At 51.5% G+C, this 18,016-nt stretch carries 14 protein-coding genes; 9 read left to right on the forward strand and 5 right to left on the reverse strand.

Features of this window, described 5'->3' with window-relative positions; translation table 11 throughout:
- Positions 1-143: 143 nt before the first annotated feature.
- The gene (gene lpxH, locus HMPREF3052_RS03005; protein WP_210399502.1) at positions 144-854 is read left to right on the forward strand and encodes a UDP-2,3-diacylglucosamine diphosphatase; all 711 of its coding nucleotides are present in this window, start codon (positions 144-146) and stop codon (positions 852-854) included.
- 71 nt (positions 855-925) lie between these two features.
- Here lpxH and serB read toward each other — a convergent pair whose 3' ends face one another.
- Positions 926-1,756 carry a phosphoserine phosphatase SerB gene (gene serB / locus HMPREF3052_RS03010; RefSeq protein WP_070748479.1) on the reverse strand — a complete coding sequence of 277 codons (831 nt, stop codon included), beginning with the start codon at positions 1,754-1,756 and terminating at the stop codon, positions 926-928.
- Positions 1,757-2,306: 550 nt separating this feature from the next.
- Between serB and HMPREF3052_RS03015 the strand changes: the two genes are divergently transcribed.
- From HMPREF3052_RS03015 to argC, 4 genes are all read left to right on the forward strand, one after another.
- The gene (locus HMPREF3052_RS03015) at positions 2,307-4,514 is read left to right on the forward strand and encodes a TonB-dependent siderophore receptor (RefSeq protein WP_070748434.1); all 2,208 of its coding nucleotides are present in this window, start codon (positions 2,307-2,309) and stop codon (positions 4,512-4,514) included.
- Positions 4,515-4,705: 191 nt separating this feature from the next.
- Positions 4,706-6,925 carry a TonB-dependent siderophore receptor gene (locus HMPREF3052_RS03020; RefSeq protein ID WP_070748436.1) on the forward strand — a complete coding sequence of 740 codons (2,220 nt, stop codon included), beginning with the start codon at positions 4,706-4,708 and terminating at the stop codon, positions 6,923-6,925.
- 237 nt (positions 6,926-7,162) lie between these two features.
- Positions 7,163-8,875, forward strand: coding sequence for an ABC transporter ATP-binding protein/permease (locus HMPREF3052_RS03025; RefSeq protein WP_070748438.1), 1,713 nt, complete (start codon positions 7,163-7,165; stop codon positions 8,873-8,875).
- A 431-nt stretch (positions 8,876-9,306) separates the two neighbouring features.
- Positions 9,307-10,353, forward strand: coding sequence for an N-acetyl-gamma-glutamyl-phosphate reductase (gene argC / locus HMPREF3052_RS03030; protein ID WP_070748440.1), 1,047 nt, complete (start codon positions 9,307-9,309; stop codon positions 10,351-10,353).
- Positions 10,354-10,429: 76 nt separating this feature from the next.
- Here the strand turns inward: argC and HMPREF3052_RS03035 are convergent, their stop codons facing one another.
- Positions 10,430-10,705, reverse strand: a complete 276-nt coding sequence (locus HMPREF3052_RS03035; protein ID WP_070630573.1) for a hypothetical protein — start codon at positions 10,703-10,705, stop codon at positions 10,430-10,432.
- Positions 10,706-10,966: 261 nt separating this feature from the next.
- On the opposite strand from HMPREF3052_RS03035, the gene HMPREF3052_RS03040 reads away from it, so the two are divergent.
- The 3 genes from HMPREF3052_RS03040 (at position 10,967) to HMPREF3052_RS03050 (ending at position 13,132) form a co-directional block, all read left to right on the forward strand.
- Complete coding sequence (locus HMPREF3052_RS03040) at positions 10,967-11,653, forward strand: S24 family peptidase (protein WP_070748443.1); 687 nt, start codon at positions 10,967-10,969, stop codon at positions 11,651-11,653.
- Between the two features lie 132 nt (positions 11,654-11,785).
- Positions 11,786-12,124: an iron-sulfur cluster insertion protein ErpA gene (gene erpA / locus HMPREF3052_RS03045; protein ID WP_003680162.1), complete on the forward strand. Its 339-nt coding sequence runs from the start codon at positions 11,786-11,788 to the stop codon at positions 12,122-12,124.
- A gap of 333 nt (positions 12,125-12,457) precedes the next feature.
- The gene (locus HMPREF3052_RS03050) at positions 12,458-13,132 is read left to right on the forward strand and encodes a hypothetical protein (protein ID WP_049328840.1); all 675 of its coding nucleotides are present in this window, start codon (positions 12,458-12,460) and stop codon (positions 13,130-13,132) included.
- Between the two features lie 80 nt (positions 13,133-13,212).
- Here the strand turns inward: HMPREF3052_RS03050 and HMPREF3052_RS03055 are convergent, their stop codons facing one another.
- Complete coding sequence (locus HMPREF3052_RS03055) at positions 13,213-15,381, reverse strand: primosomal protein N' (protein WP_070748445.1); 2,169 nt, start codon at positions 15,379-15,381, stop codon at positions 13,213-13,215.
- A 135-nt stretch (positions 15,382-15,516) separates the two neighbouring features.
- On the opposite strand from HMPREF3052_RS03055, the gene HMPREF3052_RS03060 reads away from it, so the two are divergent.
- Positions 15,517-16,308 carry a DsbC family protein gene (locus tag HMPREF3052_RS03060; protein WP_036473591.1) on the forward strand — a complete coding sequence of 264 codons (792 nt, stop codon included), beginning with the start codon at positions 15,517-15,519 and terminating at the stop codon, positions 16,306-16,308.
- Between the two features lie 135 nt (positions 16,309-16,443).
- Here the strand turns inward: HMPREF3052_RS03060 and HMPREF3052_RS03065 are convergent, their stop codons facing one another.
- Positions 16,444-17,127, reverse strand: a complete 684-nt coding sequence (locus HMPREF3052_RS03065) for a 2,3-diphosphoglycerate-dependent phosphoglycerate mutase (protein WP_003679823.1) — start codon at positions 17,125-17,127, stop codon at positions 16,444-16,446.
- A 102-nt stretch (positions 17,128-17,229) separates the two neighbouring features.
- Positions 17,230-17,982 (reverse strand): class I SAM-dependent methyltransferase, encoded by a 753-nt coding sequence (locus tag HMPREF3052_RS03070; RefSeq protein ID WP_070748447.1) that lies wholly within the window; start codon positions 17,980-17,982, stop codon positions 17,230-17,232.
- Between the last annotated feature and the right edge of the window lie 34 nt (positions 17,983-18,016).

The raw sequence follows: 18,016 nt of genomic DNA on the forward strand, positions 1-18,016 counted from the left end.
CCGTCTGAAAAGATGTTTCAGACGGCCTTTATCACACCAAATCAAAACAATAAAATCACCGCATTACAAACGAAAAACACCAAGCCCAAATCCAAAAGCGACAACCCAAGTTATAATAAAACCCTTCCCACACGTCCCACATCATCATGCCGATTTACTTCATCGCCGATTTGCACCTGAGCGAATCCCATCCTCAGCTGACCGCACTCTTCCAAAAATTTATCCAAGAAAAAGCCGTTCACGCCCAAGCCGTATACATTCTTGGCGACCTTTTCGATTTTTGGATCGGCGATGACGAAAACAGCCCTTTGGTTCAAACCATCAAACAAACCATCCTCAGCCTAACCAAGCGTGGCGTCGCCTGCTATTTCATCCATGGCAACCGCGACTTCCTCATCGGCAAAACCTTCGCCCGCGATACCGGCATGACTTTACTGCCCGAGTACGCCGTTATCGACCTGTTCGGCACACCCACCCTACTCTGTCACGGCGACACCCTCTGCACCGACGACCATTCTTATCAAAAATTCCGCCGTACCGTCCATCAAAAATGGCTGCAACGCCTGTTCCTACTCCTGCCGCTCACACTCCGACTGAACATCGCCACCAAAATCCGCAAGCAGAGCAAACAGGACAAACAACACAAAACCGCCGACATCATGGACGTCAATCCAGCCTTTACCCACGAAACCGTCCAACGCTTCCACACGCCCCTGCTCATCCACGGTCATACCCACCGCGAAAACATTCATCGCAACGCCGATTACACCCGCATTGTACTCGGCGACTGGCGCGATAATTACGCCTCCATTCTCGAAGTCGATGCCGAGGGCTACCGTTTTATCGCCTTATAAAACATCAGACCGTCTGAAAACCGGTTTCCCGATTGTTCAGACGGCCTGACTGACAAACACCCTCAAACGATTTACGCAAACCAACCGCGTATCCGCTCCAAACCACCAAAGCGCACACACGCATCCGCATTCGCTTCGGTTTTCGGTTTTGCCCGATAAGCAATGCCGAACCCCGCCTCCCGTATCATCGGAATATCGTTCGCACCATCACCCATCGCCACCACCTGCCACGAAGCCAAACCCAGACGCTCACGGTATTCACGCAACAAATCCGTCTTAGCCTGCGCATCGATAATCCGCCCTTTCAGACGGCCTGTCAGCTTGCCGTTTTCCACTTCCAACACATTCGCAAAATGGAAATCCAAGCCCAAACGCCGTTGCAGGCGTTCCGTAAAGAACGTAAACCCGCCCGACACCAGCATAAACTTCACATCATTCCGTTTGCACTCTGCCAACAAAAATTCCGCACCCGGCGAAAGCTGCAACACATTCTCGTACACCTCTTCCAACACGCGCTCGTCCAAACCGGCCAGCAAAGCCACACGCTTACGCAAAGACTGCTCAAAGTCCAGCTCGCCACGCATCGACTGCTCCGTAATCGCTGCCACCTCATCCTTCAGCCCAACACCGGCCGCAATCTCATCCACACACTCAATCGTAATCAGCGTCGAATCCATATCGCTGACAATCAGTCCCAAATCAGCAAAAGCCACATCCGGCAACACCGCACCATCTATCTGCTGCGCAATCAACGCCGCACGCATCTCGTCCGTCAATTCAAAATCATCATCAACCGGCACACGCAACACCGACTTCCCTGATGGCGCAGACACCAAACCGCCAAACGCCGACCAGTCGCACGCGCCCAAATCCCCATGCTGCAACACCAAAACTTTCTTCATCTCATTCTCCTCATACCCCAAAACCTTTACAAACCACATTCAGCTTAAAACAACAAAACCGTATTTTGCAAAGGCCTTAAAAAACCAAAACAGCATTATAGCCGAACAACCCCGGCAATTTTCAGACGGCCTGTAAACAATTCAACTAGAGCTACCAATACCAATCCCTGCATCAACTAAACAAGTCATGACTCAAAAATTTGATTTAGGACAAGCTGTTTAAAAAACTTTGCAAGCAACAGATAACTTGTTGTTGCTTTTTCTTACAGTTTCGATATAGTTCTTTATGGTTAGTTTGGTACTACCCTTTGTATCTAGCTTTCATTGCATTACCACCTCCATTCGTTGCCAACGGCTCCCTTTCCGGCGGCAACCTTTTTTTGATCCGATGGTTTGACAATATCAAAATTGAATCAAATAAAATGATTCGGGGATTTATATTTAATTTTTAAAACAAAACGGCTTATAAAAAATAACGACTCAATTTAAACAGATATTGCCACCAATATTTAAAAACAAACAGACCTTTCTTTATCAAGGACCTCATCAAATGCATCATTCTAAGAAACTATTCAAACTGAGCACACTTGCTCTCTGCCTTGCCGCATTGCCCCAAGCCGCACAAGCTGCCGAAGAGGTACAACAGGCTGAAGTGGAACAAGTTACCATAGTGGGTAAAAACAAAAGCCTGCGCACTGAAAGTCAAAACAGCTACACAGTATCCGCCCTGCGCTCAACCACAGGGCTGGTGCTCTCTCCGCGGGAAATTCCCCAATCTGTCAGCGTCATTACTAAAAAACAAATTGAAGACCAGGGCATTACCGACTTAGAAGGTGCGTTGCAAAACGCTACGGGCATCAATGTTTTCAAAAGCGGCGGACGCACGCATTTCATGTCGCGCGGCTATTTTATCGAACAGTTTGAAGAAGACGGCATTGCCACGCAACTCGGCTCTCCCGGCGGATTCGGCTTAGGCGGCCCGGCCGGCGACCCGACCAGTGCAACCGATATGGCAATGTACGACCACATTGAAGTGGTGCGCGGTGCGGCAGGTTTGACACAGGCAAACAACGAACCCGGCGGCACGGTAAACGCCGTCCGCAAAAAGCCGACTGCAAAACGCCAGCTTTCCGCCGATTTGATGGCAAACTCATGGGGCAAAGTAAACAGCGTCTTTGATGCATCCGGCACCTTAAGCCAAGAGCACGGCCTGCGCGGACGCTTTGTCGGCTCGGTTGGCAGCAACAAAACCTTCAAAGACCAATCCGGCGGCCGCGACGTCCTTCTGTATGGCGTGATGGACAAAGACATCGGCGACAACAGCAAACTTACCTGGGGCGCAAGCCATCTCAACCAAACCGAAACACCCAATCCGGACGGCCTGCCTATGCGAGCAGACGGCAAAGAGTGGAAACGCAGCCGCTATCTGGGTGCGGATTGGAACGAAGCCCGCCTGAAAAAATACAATCTTTTTACCGAGTTTGAACATTATTTCAACGACAACTGGAAACTGAGCAGCAAGTTGGACTGGCGTAAAAACACCAGTTCAAAAGAATATTACACGCTGGGCGGCACAGGTAACGGCATCGGTACAGACGGCCTGGGGACCACATACAGCTTCGACCGTTACGATGCAGGCAACCGCCAGTTCACTTTCCAAAACAACCTGACCGGCCGCATCTTTGCTTTCGGCCAAAATCACGATCTCTTCTTCATGCACAGCTATTCCAAAGAGAACGTGAACTCCAGCAACCGCTGGTTTGATGACAGCAGTACCTATGACGCAGATGCCTTTAACGGCAGCGAGAAAGCCAAACCCGATTGGGATTCTGCCACAGCCAAAGCCCGTGGCGGTGACGGCCGTTATACTACCCATGCCTTTGGTTTGGGCGCGCGCATCAATCCTACCGACAAACTGCACATCATCGCAGGCGGACGCTATACCAGCTGGAAACGCTACTTCTATTGGGATCGCGACCTCAAAGACGGGATAGCAGGTTCATCAGACTCGCTCAAACGCAACCGCTTCGTTCCTTATGCCGGCATCACTTACGACATCACGCCTAAACAAAGCGTTTATGCCGCCTATACGTCCATCTTCAAACAAACGATGAACCGCGACTACAACGACAACCTGCTGCCTCCGATTATGGGACGTAACTACGAACTCGGCTGGAAAGGCGAATGGAACGAAGGCCGTCTGAATACTTCCGTCGCCCTCTACCGCACCGACAAAGACAACAACAACCAACGCGTCAATGCCAAACCGCACGCCTACTGGGAACCGCTCAACCAAAGCAGCCGCGGCTTGGACGCCGAAATCTCTGGCAGCCTGACCGACCGTTGGCAAGTTTACGCAGGCTACACCTTCAACCGCAGCACCAACCGCAACAGCGTTACCGGCAATGTTGAATCTCGCCGAAAAGGCTACAACTTCAGCAGCCATACGCCGAAACATATGTTCCGCCTCTACACCAGCTATATCCTGCCGATTGATGACGGCAAATGGACGGTCGGGTTGGGGGTAAAGAGCAGCAGCAAAACCGCCAATTCCTACGGTTCCATCAAGCAAGGCGGCTACACCATTTGGAACACCAACGTCCAATACCGCCCGAGCAAAAACCTGCAACTGGGGCTGGCAGTCAACAACCTGACCGACAAACGCTACTACGAAAACCAATACAGCCGTGCCGCCAACAGCGGCAACTTCTACGGCGAACCACGCAATGCCGTGTTCAGCCTGAAATGGAAGATGTAGTCCGTCTGTGGTAGCAAAATTAAAAAAACAATAACTAAATCATATTCGGCAATCTACCCAACCTGCCCTGACAGACAGGAAGCAATTGCCGTTGTTGTAAACGTAAGGGATCGTCTGAAAACTGCCGTTTGAGTTTTCAGACGACCCTTTTTCCCATAAAAACCTCTTAACCCCCACCTAAAGGAGCTGTAATGAACCATCCGATTCGTTATGCCTACCTGCTTGCCGCCGTCCCGCTGCAACTTTCTGCCCAAACCACCGAACAGGCGGAACATGTTGACCTGCCCACCGTTAACGTAACCGGACAAAGCCGTACTGCTTCGCGCGACAGTTATACCGTGCCGGTCATGTCCACCGCCACCGGCCTGCCGATCTCCCCAAAAGACACGCCGCAATCCGTCAGCGTCATTACGCGCAAACAAATGGACGATTCGGGCGCGACCACGCTGGAAGAAGCGTTGAAAACCACCACAGGACTGAATATTTACAAACAGGGTTTCCAAACTCGCTTTCAATCCAGAGGCTTCGACATCGCGCAGATCAGCGAAGACGGTGTCAATTCGACTGTCTGTACCATGTGCGGCAATAATCCGCACGATGCCAAACAACTGACCGATACCGCACTTTACGACCGCATCGAAGTCGTGCGCGGAGCAACAGGTCTGCGTAAAGCGCAAAGCGAGCCGGGCGGCAGCATCAATGCCATCCGAAAACGCCCGACCGCTGCGCCGCTGCTTGAATTTGATGCAACTGCCGACCGCTTCGGCACGCTGCGCTCTTCCGCCGATGTATCGGGATTCCTCAGCCGCGACAATGGCTTGCGCGGGCGCGCGGTTGCCGTACTTGAAAAAAACAAAAGCTGGCGTAAAAACAGCGACGGCAATAAAGGGATTATTTACGGCGTTATCGACAAGCAAGTCGGGGAAAACGATATGCTGACGTTGAGTGCGATGTACCACCGTGAAAAAGATGTACCTTCCCTGTTCGGACTGCCCGCCAATCCCGACGGCAGCGACCTACGATTGCCGCGCGACAGCTATTTGGGTGCGAACTGGAATCGTGCTGATTACAAAAAAGCCAATATGTTCGCCGAATGGAAGCACTATTTCGGCGATCGTTGGAATCTGACCACTTCCGTTGATTACCGCCGCAACAAATCCGTTACCGAATATGGTTACGTCCCGCAGCGGCAAAATATTTCGCCCGCAGGCACATTGAGTGACGGTTATACTGGCAGAAGCGACCGCAACAACAGTCAATGGACTGTGCAAAGCGATTTAGAAGGAAAATTTGATTGGTTCGGCCGCGAACATGAGTTTTACGCGGGCTATGAATACACCAAAGAAAAATTCGATAATATGTGGCGAGGCACACCCTTGAAAGATGGCAACTATCCTGTTTTTTCTTGGACGGGTGATGAAATTGCCAAACCTGATTGGAACACGACCCGCAATCTCGAAATTCGTAAAACCGTTCCCGACACCCACACGGCGACCATAGCCACCCGCCTGAACATTGCCGACAAATGGCACATCCTGCTCGGCACGAGTTACAGCCGCTGGCGGCAGTCACAACATCTGTCATGGATGAAAACCCCCGACAGCCACTATAAAAAAGGCCGTTTCATCCCCTACGCAGGCATTACCTACGACATCACCCCGCAACAAAACCTATATGCAAGTTACACCAGCATTTTCAAATACTCGGGCGATTATTACGACATCAATGACAAGCTCTTGCCGCCTGTAATGGGCAACAGCTACGAAATCGGCTGGAAAGGCGCGTGGAACAACAACAGGCTGAACACCACCCTCGCCTTGTTTCAAACCGAAAAACACAACCAACCCACAGATACATGGTTGGGTAAAGACCCCGCAACGGGCAATATCCGTCCTTGGGTACGCGGCGACCGCGCCATCTACACGCCTGTACGCATGGAAAGCCGCGGTATTGATGCCGAAATTGCCGGCAACATCACCGACGACTGGCAGATTTTTGCGGGCTATACCTTCAACAAAAGGCGTTATACCTCCACTGCTGCCGCCAAAACCGCAGAGCGCAACGGTCGCGGGGTCGATTTCAGCCAGCACACGCCCCAACATATCTTCCGCCTCAATACCATGTACCGCCTGCCCGGTGCGGCGCACAAATGGACGGTGGGCGGAGGTGTGAACGTCCAAAGCAAATCCAGCCCGATTATAGTGAACGGAGAGAAACAATATTTGGGCGGTTACGCCGTTTGGCATGCAACCGTACAATACGAACCCTCCAAACACACCAAGCTCAGCCTGAAAGTCGACAACCTGACCGACAAACGCTATTACGAAAGCTATGCCCACCGCGCTACCTACCAAGGACATTTCTACGGACAGCCGCGCAATGTAACCTTGAACTTCAAGTGGAAGATGTAGCCGTTGTATGAAGCGAGGTCGTCTGAAAACACAATCCGGCTTTCAGACGACCTCTTACCCCTGCCGTCATACCCGTTCATACCGACATGACGGCATCGGTATTTTCATTTGAACATCTGCAAACAGTCGTCTAAAACCCATCAGGAAACAAAAGCGTCGGATAGCGTGTCTGATACCGTTATCCCGCCGATGCAGATTTTCAGACGACCTCCCGTTATTTGTACCAACACACCATCCATGAACATCCTCAAAAAATTCTTTTACCTTGCCCGCCCTTTTTGGTCGGGGACACACGGTCGCCTCCAATGGCTGATGCTCGCCGTTTTGATAGGGTTTACCCTATTCTCTATTACCATCAGCGTTTGGATTGCCGCGTGGGACAAACGCTTCTACGACGCGCTGGCCGCGTTTGACGGCGCATCCATGCATTCGCTCATTGTCGAATACCTCGGCTATATGGCGATGGTTATCGGCTGCATCGTCTGCGGCAACTGGCTGCAAAAACGCCTCATCTTCCGCTGGCGCACCCACCTGACCGAACAATTCCAGCAAAACTGGCTCGAAGGCCACAAACACTACCGCCTGCGCCTGATCGGCGAACCCGACAACCCCGACCAGCGCATCGCCGAAGACATCTACCTCCTCGCCGACAAAAGCATCGGACTGTTCCTCTCCTTCATCAATAATATTGCCAAATTTAGCGCGTTCGTCGCCGTATTGTGGACGCTCTCCGGCGTACAGACTTTCAACATCGGCGGATACAGCATTACCGTTTACGGCTATCTTGTTTGGGTTGCACTGATTTATTCCATCTTCAGCACCATCATTGCCCATCTTGTCGGCCGCAAACTGAAAAACCTCAATATCGACCGCCAGCATCGCGAAGCCGACTACCGCGCAGCCCTTTTACGCGTACGCGATCATGCCGAACAAATCGCCTTCTACAACGGCTGCGATGCCGAAACAGGCCGTCTGAAACAACGCTACCTCCGCATCCGCGACAACTGGCGACGGCTGACTAACTGCGAATTCCGCCAAGAAACCTTCTGGGTGACCTATGTCCGCATCAGTATCTTCATCCCCATCCTCGCCACCCTGCCCATGTACCTCGCCAAAACCATGACCTTCGGCGACATGATGCAGACCCGCACATCGTTTGCCCGCGTTCAAGACAGCTTCGGCTGGTTTACTGACGCATACCGCCGCCTGATTGAATGGGCGGCAGTCATCGAACGGCTTTCCGGTTTTCAAACGGCCTTGGAACAAGTCGAACAGGAAGGCAGAAGCCCAGCCTACGAACCCGCCCCGACTTTAAACAACCGCCACCACAGCGGCACCCTCGCTCTGCAAAACCTCACCGTCCACACCCAAACCGGCAGCCCCCTGCTTACCGACATCAACCTCGAAGCCCACGCCCCCGAATGGGTATTACTCGAAGGCAGAAGCGGCATCGGCAAATCCACCCTGCTGCGCGCCCTCGCAGGCTTGTGGCCGTATTACCAAGGCAACTTCGCCCTCGAAGGTAGCCGCCTGTTCTTCCCGCAACGCCCTTACCTACCTGCGGACACATTGCGTCAAACTGTCAGCTATCCCTATACGGCCTGCCAAGACGACCATTTGATTCAAACCATTTTGGAACAAGTAGGCTTAAGCAGCCCCACGGGTCGGTTGCGCACATTGATGAACGATTTGGACACTTCACACGAATGGCACGGCATCCTTTCCGGCGGAGAGCAGCAACGCCTCAGCCTCGCTCGCGCACTGCTGCACAAACCGCAAATCCTGTTCCTAGATGAAGCCACCAACCAGCTCGATGATGAATCCGCCCTGATGTTGATGCAGACCCTCAAGCAACATTTGCCCGATACTTTGGTCATCGGCATCAGCCACCAACCCAAGATTCAAGCACTGTTTGATAGCTTTCTGAATTTGAATGAAAAAATTATTTAAATGTTAAAATGTGCAAAGCACTTGCTTTCAATCCCAACAAGAGATATAGTACCAAGTAACTAGTTCTTATTGATGAGAGCTACTCCTTGGATACTTGCCTCCGGTTCTCCAACCCGGGGGCATTTTTTTGCGTTTTTATTTTATATTTGTATGAATAGAATAAAGACGGAATATACAAGGTTTTAAAAACATGAGGCCTATAATCTTTATAAGAGATTGACTATAAATAAAAAACACTAATCTCAAAGCCATAGTCAAACGTTTTCCCAAACTTCCAGGCCGTCTGAAATCCTCTCTCCAATATCGTTAATCCCATATTTCAGACGGCCTGTTTAACCCTCTATTGCAAAGCTTGGAACAAGCACCGCTGACCGACGGCAATTAATTACTATATAATCAAATGCATTGTTACCCCACAAAGGAGCCACACCATGACCACAAAAATTAAAATTGGTATCGTCGGTGCAACCGGTTACACAGGCGTTGAATTGTTACGCCTGCTCAGCAATCATCCTAACGCAGAAGTTACTGCCGTCACCAGCCGAAGCGAAGCCGGTCTTGCGGTTGCCGACTACTTCCCCAGCCTGCGCGGCATTTACGACCTTACATTCCAAACGCCCGAGGATGCCGGCCTTGACCGCTGCGACCTCGTGTTCTTCGCTACACCCAACGGCGTAGCCATGAAAGAAGCACCGGCCCTTGTGGAAAAAGGCATACGCGTGATTGACCTATCTGCCGACTTCCGCATCCGCGACATCCCCACATGGGAAAAATGGTACAAAATGACCCATGCCGCGCCGCAACTCGTTTCCCAAGCAGTGTACGGTTTGTGCGAACTTTACAAAGATGACATCGCCAAAGCCATGCTGGTGGCCAATCCGGGCTGCTACCCTACCTGCGTTTCCCTGCCCTTATTGCCGCTGCTTCAGGTTGGCCGTCTGAAGGCCAACGCGCCTTTAATTGCCGACTGTAAATCCGGTGTTTCCGGTGCAGGCCGAAAAGCCAGCACCCACGCCCTATTGTGCGAAGCTGGCGACAACTTCAAAGCCTACGGCGTCGGCGGCCACCGCCATTTGCCTGAAATCCGACAAACCCTGTCCGGACTGCAAGACCATGTTTCAGACGGCCTGATTTTCGTGCCACACCTTGTTCCGATGATACGCGGCATGCACGCCACCCTGTATCTGCACCTGCAAGAACATACTGATCCTGAAGCCTTGCTGCGCGAATACTACCGCGACAGTCCTTTTGTCGATATTTTGCCTTCAGGTTCGACCCCTGAAACCCGCAGCGTGCGCGGCGCCAACCTCTGCCGTATCAGCGTTCAAAAAGCGCCCGATCAAGACGATGTGTGGATTATTCTTTCCGTCATCGACAACTTGGTTAAAGGCGCAGCCGGTCAAGCCGTACAGAATATGAACATCATGTTCGGCCTACCCGAAACCACCGGCCTGACTAATGCACCATTGATGCCTTAAGCCATCATTATTGAAAACACAAGGCCGTCTGAAACTTTGATCGTTCAGACGGCCTTTATCGATTCATTCACAAACATTACTCATACACCACGCCGGCAAGCATTTCTTCTTCATTCAAGTTGCCGTACTGTTGCTCCCAATCGTGGGTAGCCTCCACCATATCGCATTCTTTGGCAAAAGCCAGCAGCCTGCCGTCCATCTGATCCAGACTCAAGCTGCCCAAGCGTTCGCATTCCGAAGCCGTCAGATTACCTTCTGCCTCATGCGCCTCCGAAGATCCGAAAGGAAGAGCAAAAAAACCCAGTACCAACGCCAGCAGCACCCAAAAAGTATTTTTACGCGAACGAGTCATTTCACACCTCTCATCATAATCATATAGCAGGTTTAAATCAGAAAAGCTAAACCAAATAAAATTAAACTAAGAAAAATCGAACAGAAAATTGAAAATATCGATTTATCTAAGACAAAACGAATGATACTAAGAAAAAATAGAATGTGCAATACTTTTTCTTAGATGAAGTAATTTTTTTCTTACAATTTTATAAAAACTAAGGTAAAATACACTTAAATCGTCCAAACCATATAAAAAACATACCTCCATAAAGGCATAAACATGGATACCTTTAAAGACCGCCTGGCTTTCTTATGGAAAGATGAAGCCCGCCAAGCCAAAATTGCCGCCGACATCGATATGACCATCGCCGGATTCAGCCGTATCTGGAACGAAGGCGGCCTGCCGAAATCGGAAACGCTAAAAAAAATCAAACAACTTAAAGGCTGCAGCATAGACTGGCTTTTGACAGGCGAAGGTTCTCCCTTCCCCGATTCCGAAGCCCCAAAAGCCACGGCAACCGACACACTGGGCAACCCTGTCGATATAGACGAATTTGTCTTCGTACCGCGTTACGACATCCAAGCCGCGGCCGGACACGGTCAGCTCGTCGGCGATGAGCAACCCATGTTCGCCATGGCGTTCCGACGCTATTGGATTGAAAATTATGTAACGCGCGACATCAAAAAACTTTCCGTTATCTCAGTCAAAGGCGACTCGATGGAAGGCGTGCTGAATGATGGCGACACCATCCTCATCAACCACGGCCAAACCACGCCGCGCGACGGCCTCTATGTTTTGCGCCTCAACGAAAACCTTTTGGTCAAACGCCTGCAACTGATACCCGGCGGCATCGTCAACGTCATTTCTGCCAACGAAGCCTACCCTACTTTTGAAATCGACTTGAAAAACCCAACCGACGACGTTGCCATCATCGGCCGTGTCGAATGGTTTGGCAGAAGTATCTAAATCTGACATACTGATGCTTGAAATTTCTGCCATGCCCTCCATGTAAGCTGGCAGACCCTGTCTGCACAAACTTGCCTTGACTAACGGTTTGCGCGACAATAGTAAAAATATTCATATAAAAGGAATCACATCATGTCAGACGAAAGCCCTATTATCTTTACTGACAGCTGCTGCACCAAAGTTGCCGACTTGATTGCCGAAGAGAACAATCCTGATTTAAAATTGCGCGTATTCGTCAACGGTGGCGGTTGCTCCGGCTTCCAATATGGTTTTACCTTTGATGAAATCAAAAACGACGACGATTTTGAAATCCAGAAAAACGGCCTGACGTTCTTGGTTGACCCGATGAGCTACCAATATCTGGTTGGTGCGGAAATCGACTACACTGAAAGCCTGCAAGGTTCTCAATTCGTCATCCGCAATCCGAATGCAGAGACAACTTGCGGTTGCGGTTCATCCTTCTCCGTATAAACAGTCCGTTTTTGCCACAAAAAACAGGCCATCTGTATCTTCAGACGGCCTTTTGTGTGAATTTATTTTAAACAATTTTAGATTTACCTTATAATAATATCGGGCGTGAATATTTACTCTGCAATAGACATAACATTGGACATGCATATTTCCATATAAATAAAAAATTATTGTCCAGCCGATTAACGACACAAAGGCAAACCGTACTTGGTCTGCCTGAGACTGCAGCCTCTGTTCTGGCTCGTATCATAAGCCAAGACAGCTCAAACACAATAACAAAAACTTAGGCCAAACCCATTTGGTTGACGCAGTCAAAATACTCATGGGATATCAATGAGCAAACAAGAAAAATTTTTCGACGTATACGTTTCCTATCCGCCGAACACGGATAGGGAGCGCATCCATGCCTGCCTGTATGACAACCTGCCTGAAAACGAAGTTGAGAGCCTGATTCAAGCCTTGGCCGAACGTCCGCAAGCCATTGTGGCCGAGAAATGCACCCAAGACGAGCGAGAAAATGCGCAGCATTACTTCGGCTATTTGGGTTTGGACGTGATCGTCCGTCAGGCTATGGAATTGGAAGCGGTTGAAGAAGAAGCCGTATTGGCAGTCAACACTCCCGACCCTATCCAATGCCCCGTCTGCATGACGATTATTGACGAACTAGATTCACAGGAATGTAAAACCTGCCACTTTGATTTGACAGAAAAAAATGAGCTTGCCATCCAGCGCAAGCGCATTGAATGGCAGGAAAGAATCTCTTTCGAGCATAAAAAACAAACCGAAATTGCCCACAAGCTCAAATATGAACGTGAGCAGGAAGAGAAAAAACTGCGCAAAAAAATCCGTGCCGAATTGGAATCCCAATTACGCAAAGAGTTAGGCCAAAATCCTGAGCTGGCCGCACTTGCAGCGAGGAAGAAAACACGGTTTCTGCTTACAATGGCTATCGTATTCGCCGTTTTGAGCCTGCTTGCACTCGGCTATATCGCTGCAAAATTCTTCTAAACTGATTTCAAAACTTAAGGCCGTCTGAAAAACAGATTTTCAGACGGCCTTTTATTTCCTTATTGATTGAACCATTTCAATCAAGCCTCTTGCACATCAACATCCACCGACCATCTGATTTTGCCGTCGCGGTTTTGCTGCAACACCTGCACCCACAAACTCACGGCGCGGTGCAAATCCTGTCGGGACGAGGATTCGAGGAAGATTTGCGCGCGTTCGCGTTCGGCGAGGCGCACCATCAGCATGGGGGCGGCACCGAACTGGGAGACGCTTTCGGGCAAAAGCGGGGCGAGAGTTTCTTTGGCGGCGTTGAGAAATTCCATCGCATCGGCAACACGCGGCGCGTCGGCTCGGACGGCGGTCTGGAAACCGAAGGGCGGCATGGCGAACATTTGCCGCTCGTTCAATTCGTTTTCGGCAAACATGGCGTAGTCCTGCGCTTTGACGGCGGCGAAGACGGGATGTTCGGGCAGTTGGGTCTGTATCAACACCTTGCCGGGTTTGTCGGCGCGTCCCGCCCTGCCGGATACTTGCATCAGCTCGGCGAACAGCCTTTCTGGCGCGCGAAAGTCCGCGCTGTACAGGCTGCCGTCGGCGTTCAACACGATAACGAGGTTGAGCCGCGCGAAATCATGGCCTTTGGCGAGCATCTGCGTGCCGACCAAAATATCGATTTCGTTGTCGGCGATGCGGCGGTACAAATCCGCCCAGTCGTTTTTGTGCGCCGTGCTGTCCCTGTCGACGCGGACGACGGCGGCCTTGGGCAGGAAGGCGCGCAGGGTTTCTTCGACGCGCTGCGTGCCGTGGCCGACGGCGGTCAGGTCTTGGTTGCCGCAGTCGGGGCATTTGAACGGAATGGGTTCGCGGTGGTCGCAGTGGTGGCAGCGCAGTTGGCGGGCGCGTTGGTGCAGCACCATTTTGGAGGAGCAGTTCGGGCAGCCGAAGGTATGGCCGCAGTCACCGCAAAACAGCGCGGGCGCGAAGCCGCGCCGGTTGAGGTACACCAGCGACATGCCGCCCGCTTCAAAGTTCTGTTTTAAAAGCTGCAAGGCTTGCGGCGAGAAGCCGTTGTCGAGTTTCAGACGGCCTACGTTGAGGATGTCCACTTGCGGCAGTTGTGCGGCGGTATGGGCGCGTTCGGTCAGTTGCAGCAGGCGGTACGCGCCGCTTTGCGCCTTGTGCCAGCTCTCCAAGCTGGGCGTGGCGCTGCCCAACACGACGGGACAGCCGCTCTGCTTCGCCCGCCACACCGCCAAATCGCGGGCGTGGTAGCGCAATTCGTTGTCCTGTTTGAACGAACCGTCGTGCTCCTCATCGACCACAATCAGCCCGACATCATCCATCGGCGTGAACACCGCCAGCCGCGTGCCGATCACCAGCTTCGCCTGTCCCAACATCGCGCGCAGATAATCCTGCGTGCGCCTGCCTGCCGCCATCTGGCTGTGCAACACGGCGGTCGGCACGTCGGCAAAACGGTTTTCCACCCGCTTCAAAAGCTGCGGCGTGAGGTTGATTTCGGGCAACAGAAACAACACCTGCCGCCCCTGCGCCAACACTTTCGCCATCGCATCAAAATACACCTCGGTCTTGCCGCTGCCGGTGATGCCGTACAGCAGAAACGGTTGGAAGCTGCCGAAGGCCGTCTGAATTTCATCGGAAGCCTGTTGCTGGTCGGCGTTGAGCTGAAATTCAGACGACCTTAAGATAGGCTTCGCCGCTTCCGTCGTTTCAATCCAACCCTGTTCCGCCCAATCTTCGATTAATTTCGCCGCCTGCGCGTTCACCTGCTTCAACGCCGCCATCGTCATCCCGCCCGACAGCAGCGCGTCCCACAAAGCCGCTTTTTTGTTGAACCGCGCCGGCGGCGGCGTTTGCGCCCTGCCCGCTTCGTTCAGCGCGTAAAACAACGGCGGCTGCGGCATTTCCACCGCGCGCGTTTCCTTCAAACCCTGCGGCAGCGCGGCAAACACCGCCTGCCCGGTCGGATAGTGGTAATAACGCGACGTAAATGCCAACAAATCACGCCAGCTTTGAGGCAACGGCTTTTCTTCCATAAAGGCCGTCTGAACGCTCAAAATCCGCGCCGTATCCATATCGGGCGCAATATCCGCTTCCCACACAATCCCGACAACGGTTTTATTGCGGAAAGGCACAAGCACCCGCGCACCCAGCGGCAGCGGCTCGGAATGGGAATAAGTCAAAAGGCCGTCTGAAAGCGGCACGTTTACGGCGATGCGGTGATAGAACATACAAACAATCAAATTATTTTTTCGTATTTTAACAGCCGAAAGCTATTTTCAGACGATAATTTGAGCCTGAGTACAATGCAGACATGACAGAGGTTTGATACAATGCCTTACTTTCAACACACGCAAGTCTCTCGCATGAAAACCAAGTTAATCAAAATCTTAACGCCATTTGCCGTCCTTCCTTTGTTGGCATGCGGTCAACCTGCCGTATCCAACGCCAACGCGGCGCCTGCTCCGGCCGCCAAAGCGGAAGCGCCTGCCGACAAATCCGTTGCCGCTTCTTTGAAAGCGCGTTTGGAAAAAGTCTATGCCGCCCAAGATTTGAAAGTTTTGAGCGTCAATGAAACACCGATTAAAGGCATTTACGAAGTTGTCGTCAGCGGCAAACAAATCATCTATACCGATGCCAAAGGCGACTATATGCTCGTTGGCGACCTCATCAACGTCAACACGCGCCAAAGCATGACTGAAGAACGCGCCGCCGATTTGAACAAAATCGACTTTGCTTCCCTGCCTTTGGACAAAGCCATCAAAGAAGTTCGCGGCAACGGCAAACTGAAAGTCGCTGTTTTCTCCGATCCGGACTGCCCGTACTGCAAACGCTTGGAGCATGAATTTGAAAAAATGACCGACATCACGATTTATACCTTCATGATGCCGATTCCAAGCCTGCACCCTGATGCCGCGCGCAAAGCCGAGCTGTTGTGGTGCCAACCTAATCCGACCCAGGCATGGATCGACTGGATGCGCAAAGGCAAGCTCCCAAGCGGCAAAGCAAACTGCGAAAACCCTGTTGCTGAAACCACTTCATTGGGCGAACAATTCGGCTTCAACGGCACACCAACCGTGGTCTTCCCTAACGGCCGCAGCCAAAGCGGTTACAGCCCTATGCCCCACCTCAAAGAAATCATCGAGAAAAACCAGTAATACAGGGTTTAATCTCCATAAAGGACGCTTTACGCGTCCTTTTTTCATGTCGCCCGCCATCAACTGCCTTCAGACGGCCTCAAAACAGACAAATATAAAAAAGGACGTGTCCAACACGTCCTTTTTCCCTTTACCTTACAGGTAGAATTTTTCAATCACTTTCAGGTTTTCATCCAATTTGTACACCAGCGGCTGACCGGTTGGGATTTCCAAGCCCATGATGTCTTCGTCGGAAATGCCCTCGATGTGTTTGGCCAAAGCACGCAGGGAGTTACCGTGTGCCGCAACCAATACACGTTTGCCGCTCAAGATGGCCGGAGCGATTTGGTCTTCCCAGAAAGGCAGGACGCGCTCGAGGGTAACTTTGAGGTTTTCGCCATCAGGTACGACATCGCTAGGCAGGTTGGCATAGCGGCGGTCGTTGTGGGCGGAGTGAGGGTCTTTAGGATCGAGCAGCGGAGGCAGGGTGTCGTAGCTGCGGCGCCAGATGTGGACTTGCTCGTCACCGTATTTTTCTGCGGTTTGTTTTTTATCCATACCTTGCAGCTGGCCGTAGTGGCGCTCGTTCAAGCGCCATGATTTGATTTGTGGAACAAACAGTTGGTCGGATTCTTCCAAAACGATGTTACAGGTTTTGATGGCACGGGTCAGAACGGAGGTAAAAGCGATGTCGAACTCATAGCCCTTCTCTTTCAGCTTTTTACCTGCTGCCGCGGCTTCTGCCAAACCTTGCTCGCTCAGCTTGACGTCGCGCCAGCCGGTGAAAAGGTTTTTCGCGTTCCATTCGCTTTGTCCGTGACGGATGAATACTAATTCCATGATAGTTTGCTCCAATGAAGTTTGGGAAAGGGTATTTATATCACACTTTGCCGCCACGCTGATAACACCGGCGGTTTCTTTTGATATGTTGCAAGTTTGCTTTTAGTCTTCAGACGGCCTTGTCGGAAGGTAAACGTCAAAACGCGTGCTTTTGCCTGTGTATTGATAAGCAGGTTTGCGCCCGTCGAGAAATTCGCCCAAGCGCGGGCGTTTGACGACAATGCGCTTTTTGGCGGTATTTAACGCTGCATCCAACAAATCGGCTTCATCTTGAGCTGCGCCGACCAAGTCGTGAAAGTAAGCCATTTCTTTTTTCACGGCGGCGGTTTTGCGACGCTCCGGATACATCGGGTCGAGATACACGATATCGGGTCTGCCGTTTTGCGTTGCCAATTCCTGCATTAAATCAACGGCATTGCCGAAGTGCAAAGTAATGCGTTGGGCAATCTCCCGTGTCTCTTTACTTTGCCCTGCCCTGTTGAGGCCGTCTGAAAGTAGACAGGCAACGGCGGAATTTTGTTCAAAAGTGTGTACATTCAAACCCAACGAGGCAAGCACAAAACTGTCACGGCCCAGTCCGCCGGTAGCGTCCCAGACAGTCGGTTGCGTAGTGTGGTTAACGGCTTTGGCAATCAACTCGCCTCCACCTTTAGTACGCCGATAATGGGCGGCACCGCCATCAAAATCAACGCGGACACGGCCTTTTTCACCGGCGCGGCACAAGCTGATTCCGCTTTCGTCAGCGATAAGGAAACTGCCTTCTTCAGGCTGCCGGTCGATAACGGTCAGCCCGAAAGGCGCGGCAAGGCTGCGAAGTTCGGCAGATGCGGTTTCGTCAAAATAAATCTTGTGCATAAGGCTTATGTTTCAGACGGCCTTGAAAACTCAG

Origin of the sequence: Neisseria sp. HMSC056A03 (assembly GCF_001815685.1) — a bacterium.
GTDB classification, from domain to species: domain Bacteria; phylum Pseudomonadota; class Gammaproteobacteria; order Burkholderiales; family Neisseriaceae; genus Neisseria; species Neisseria subflava.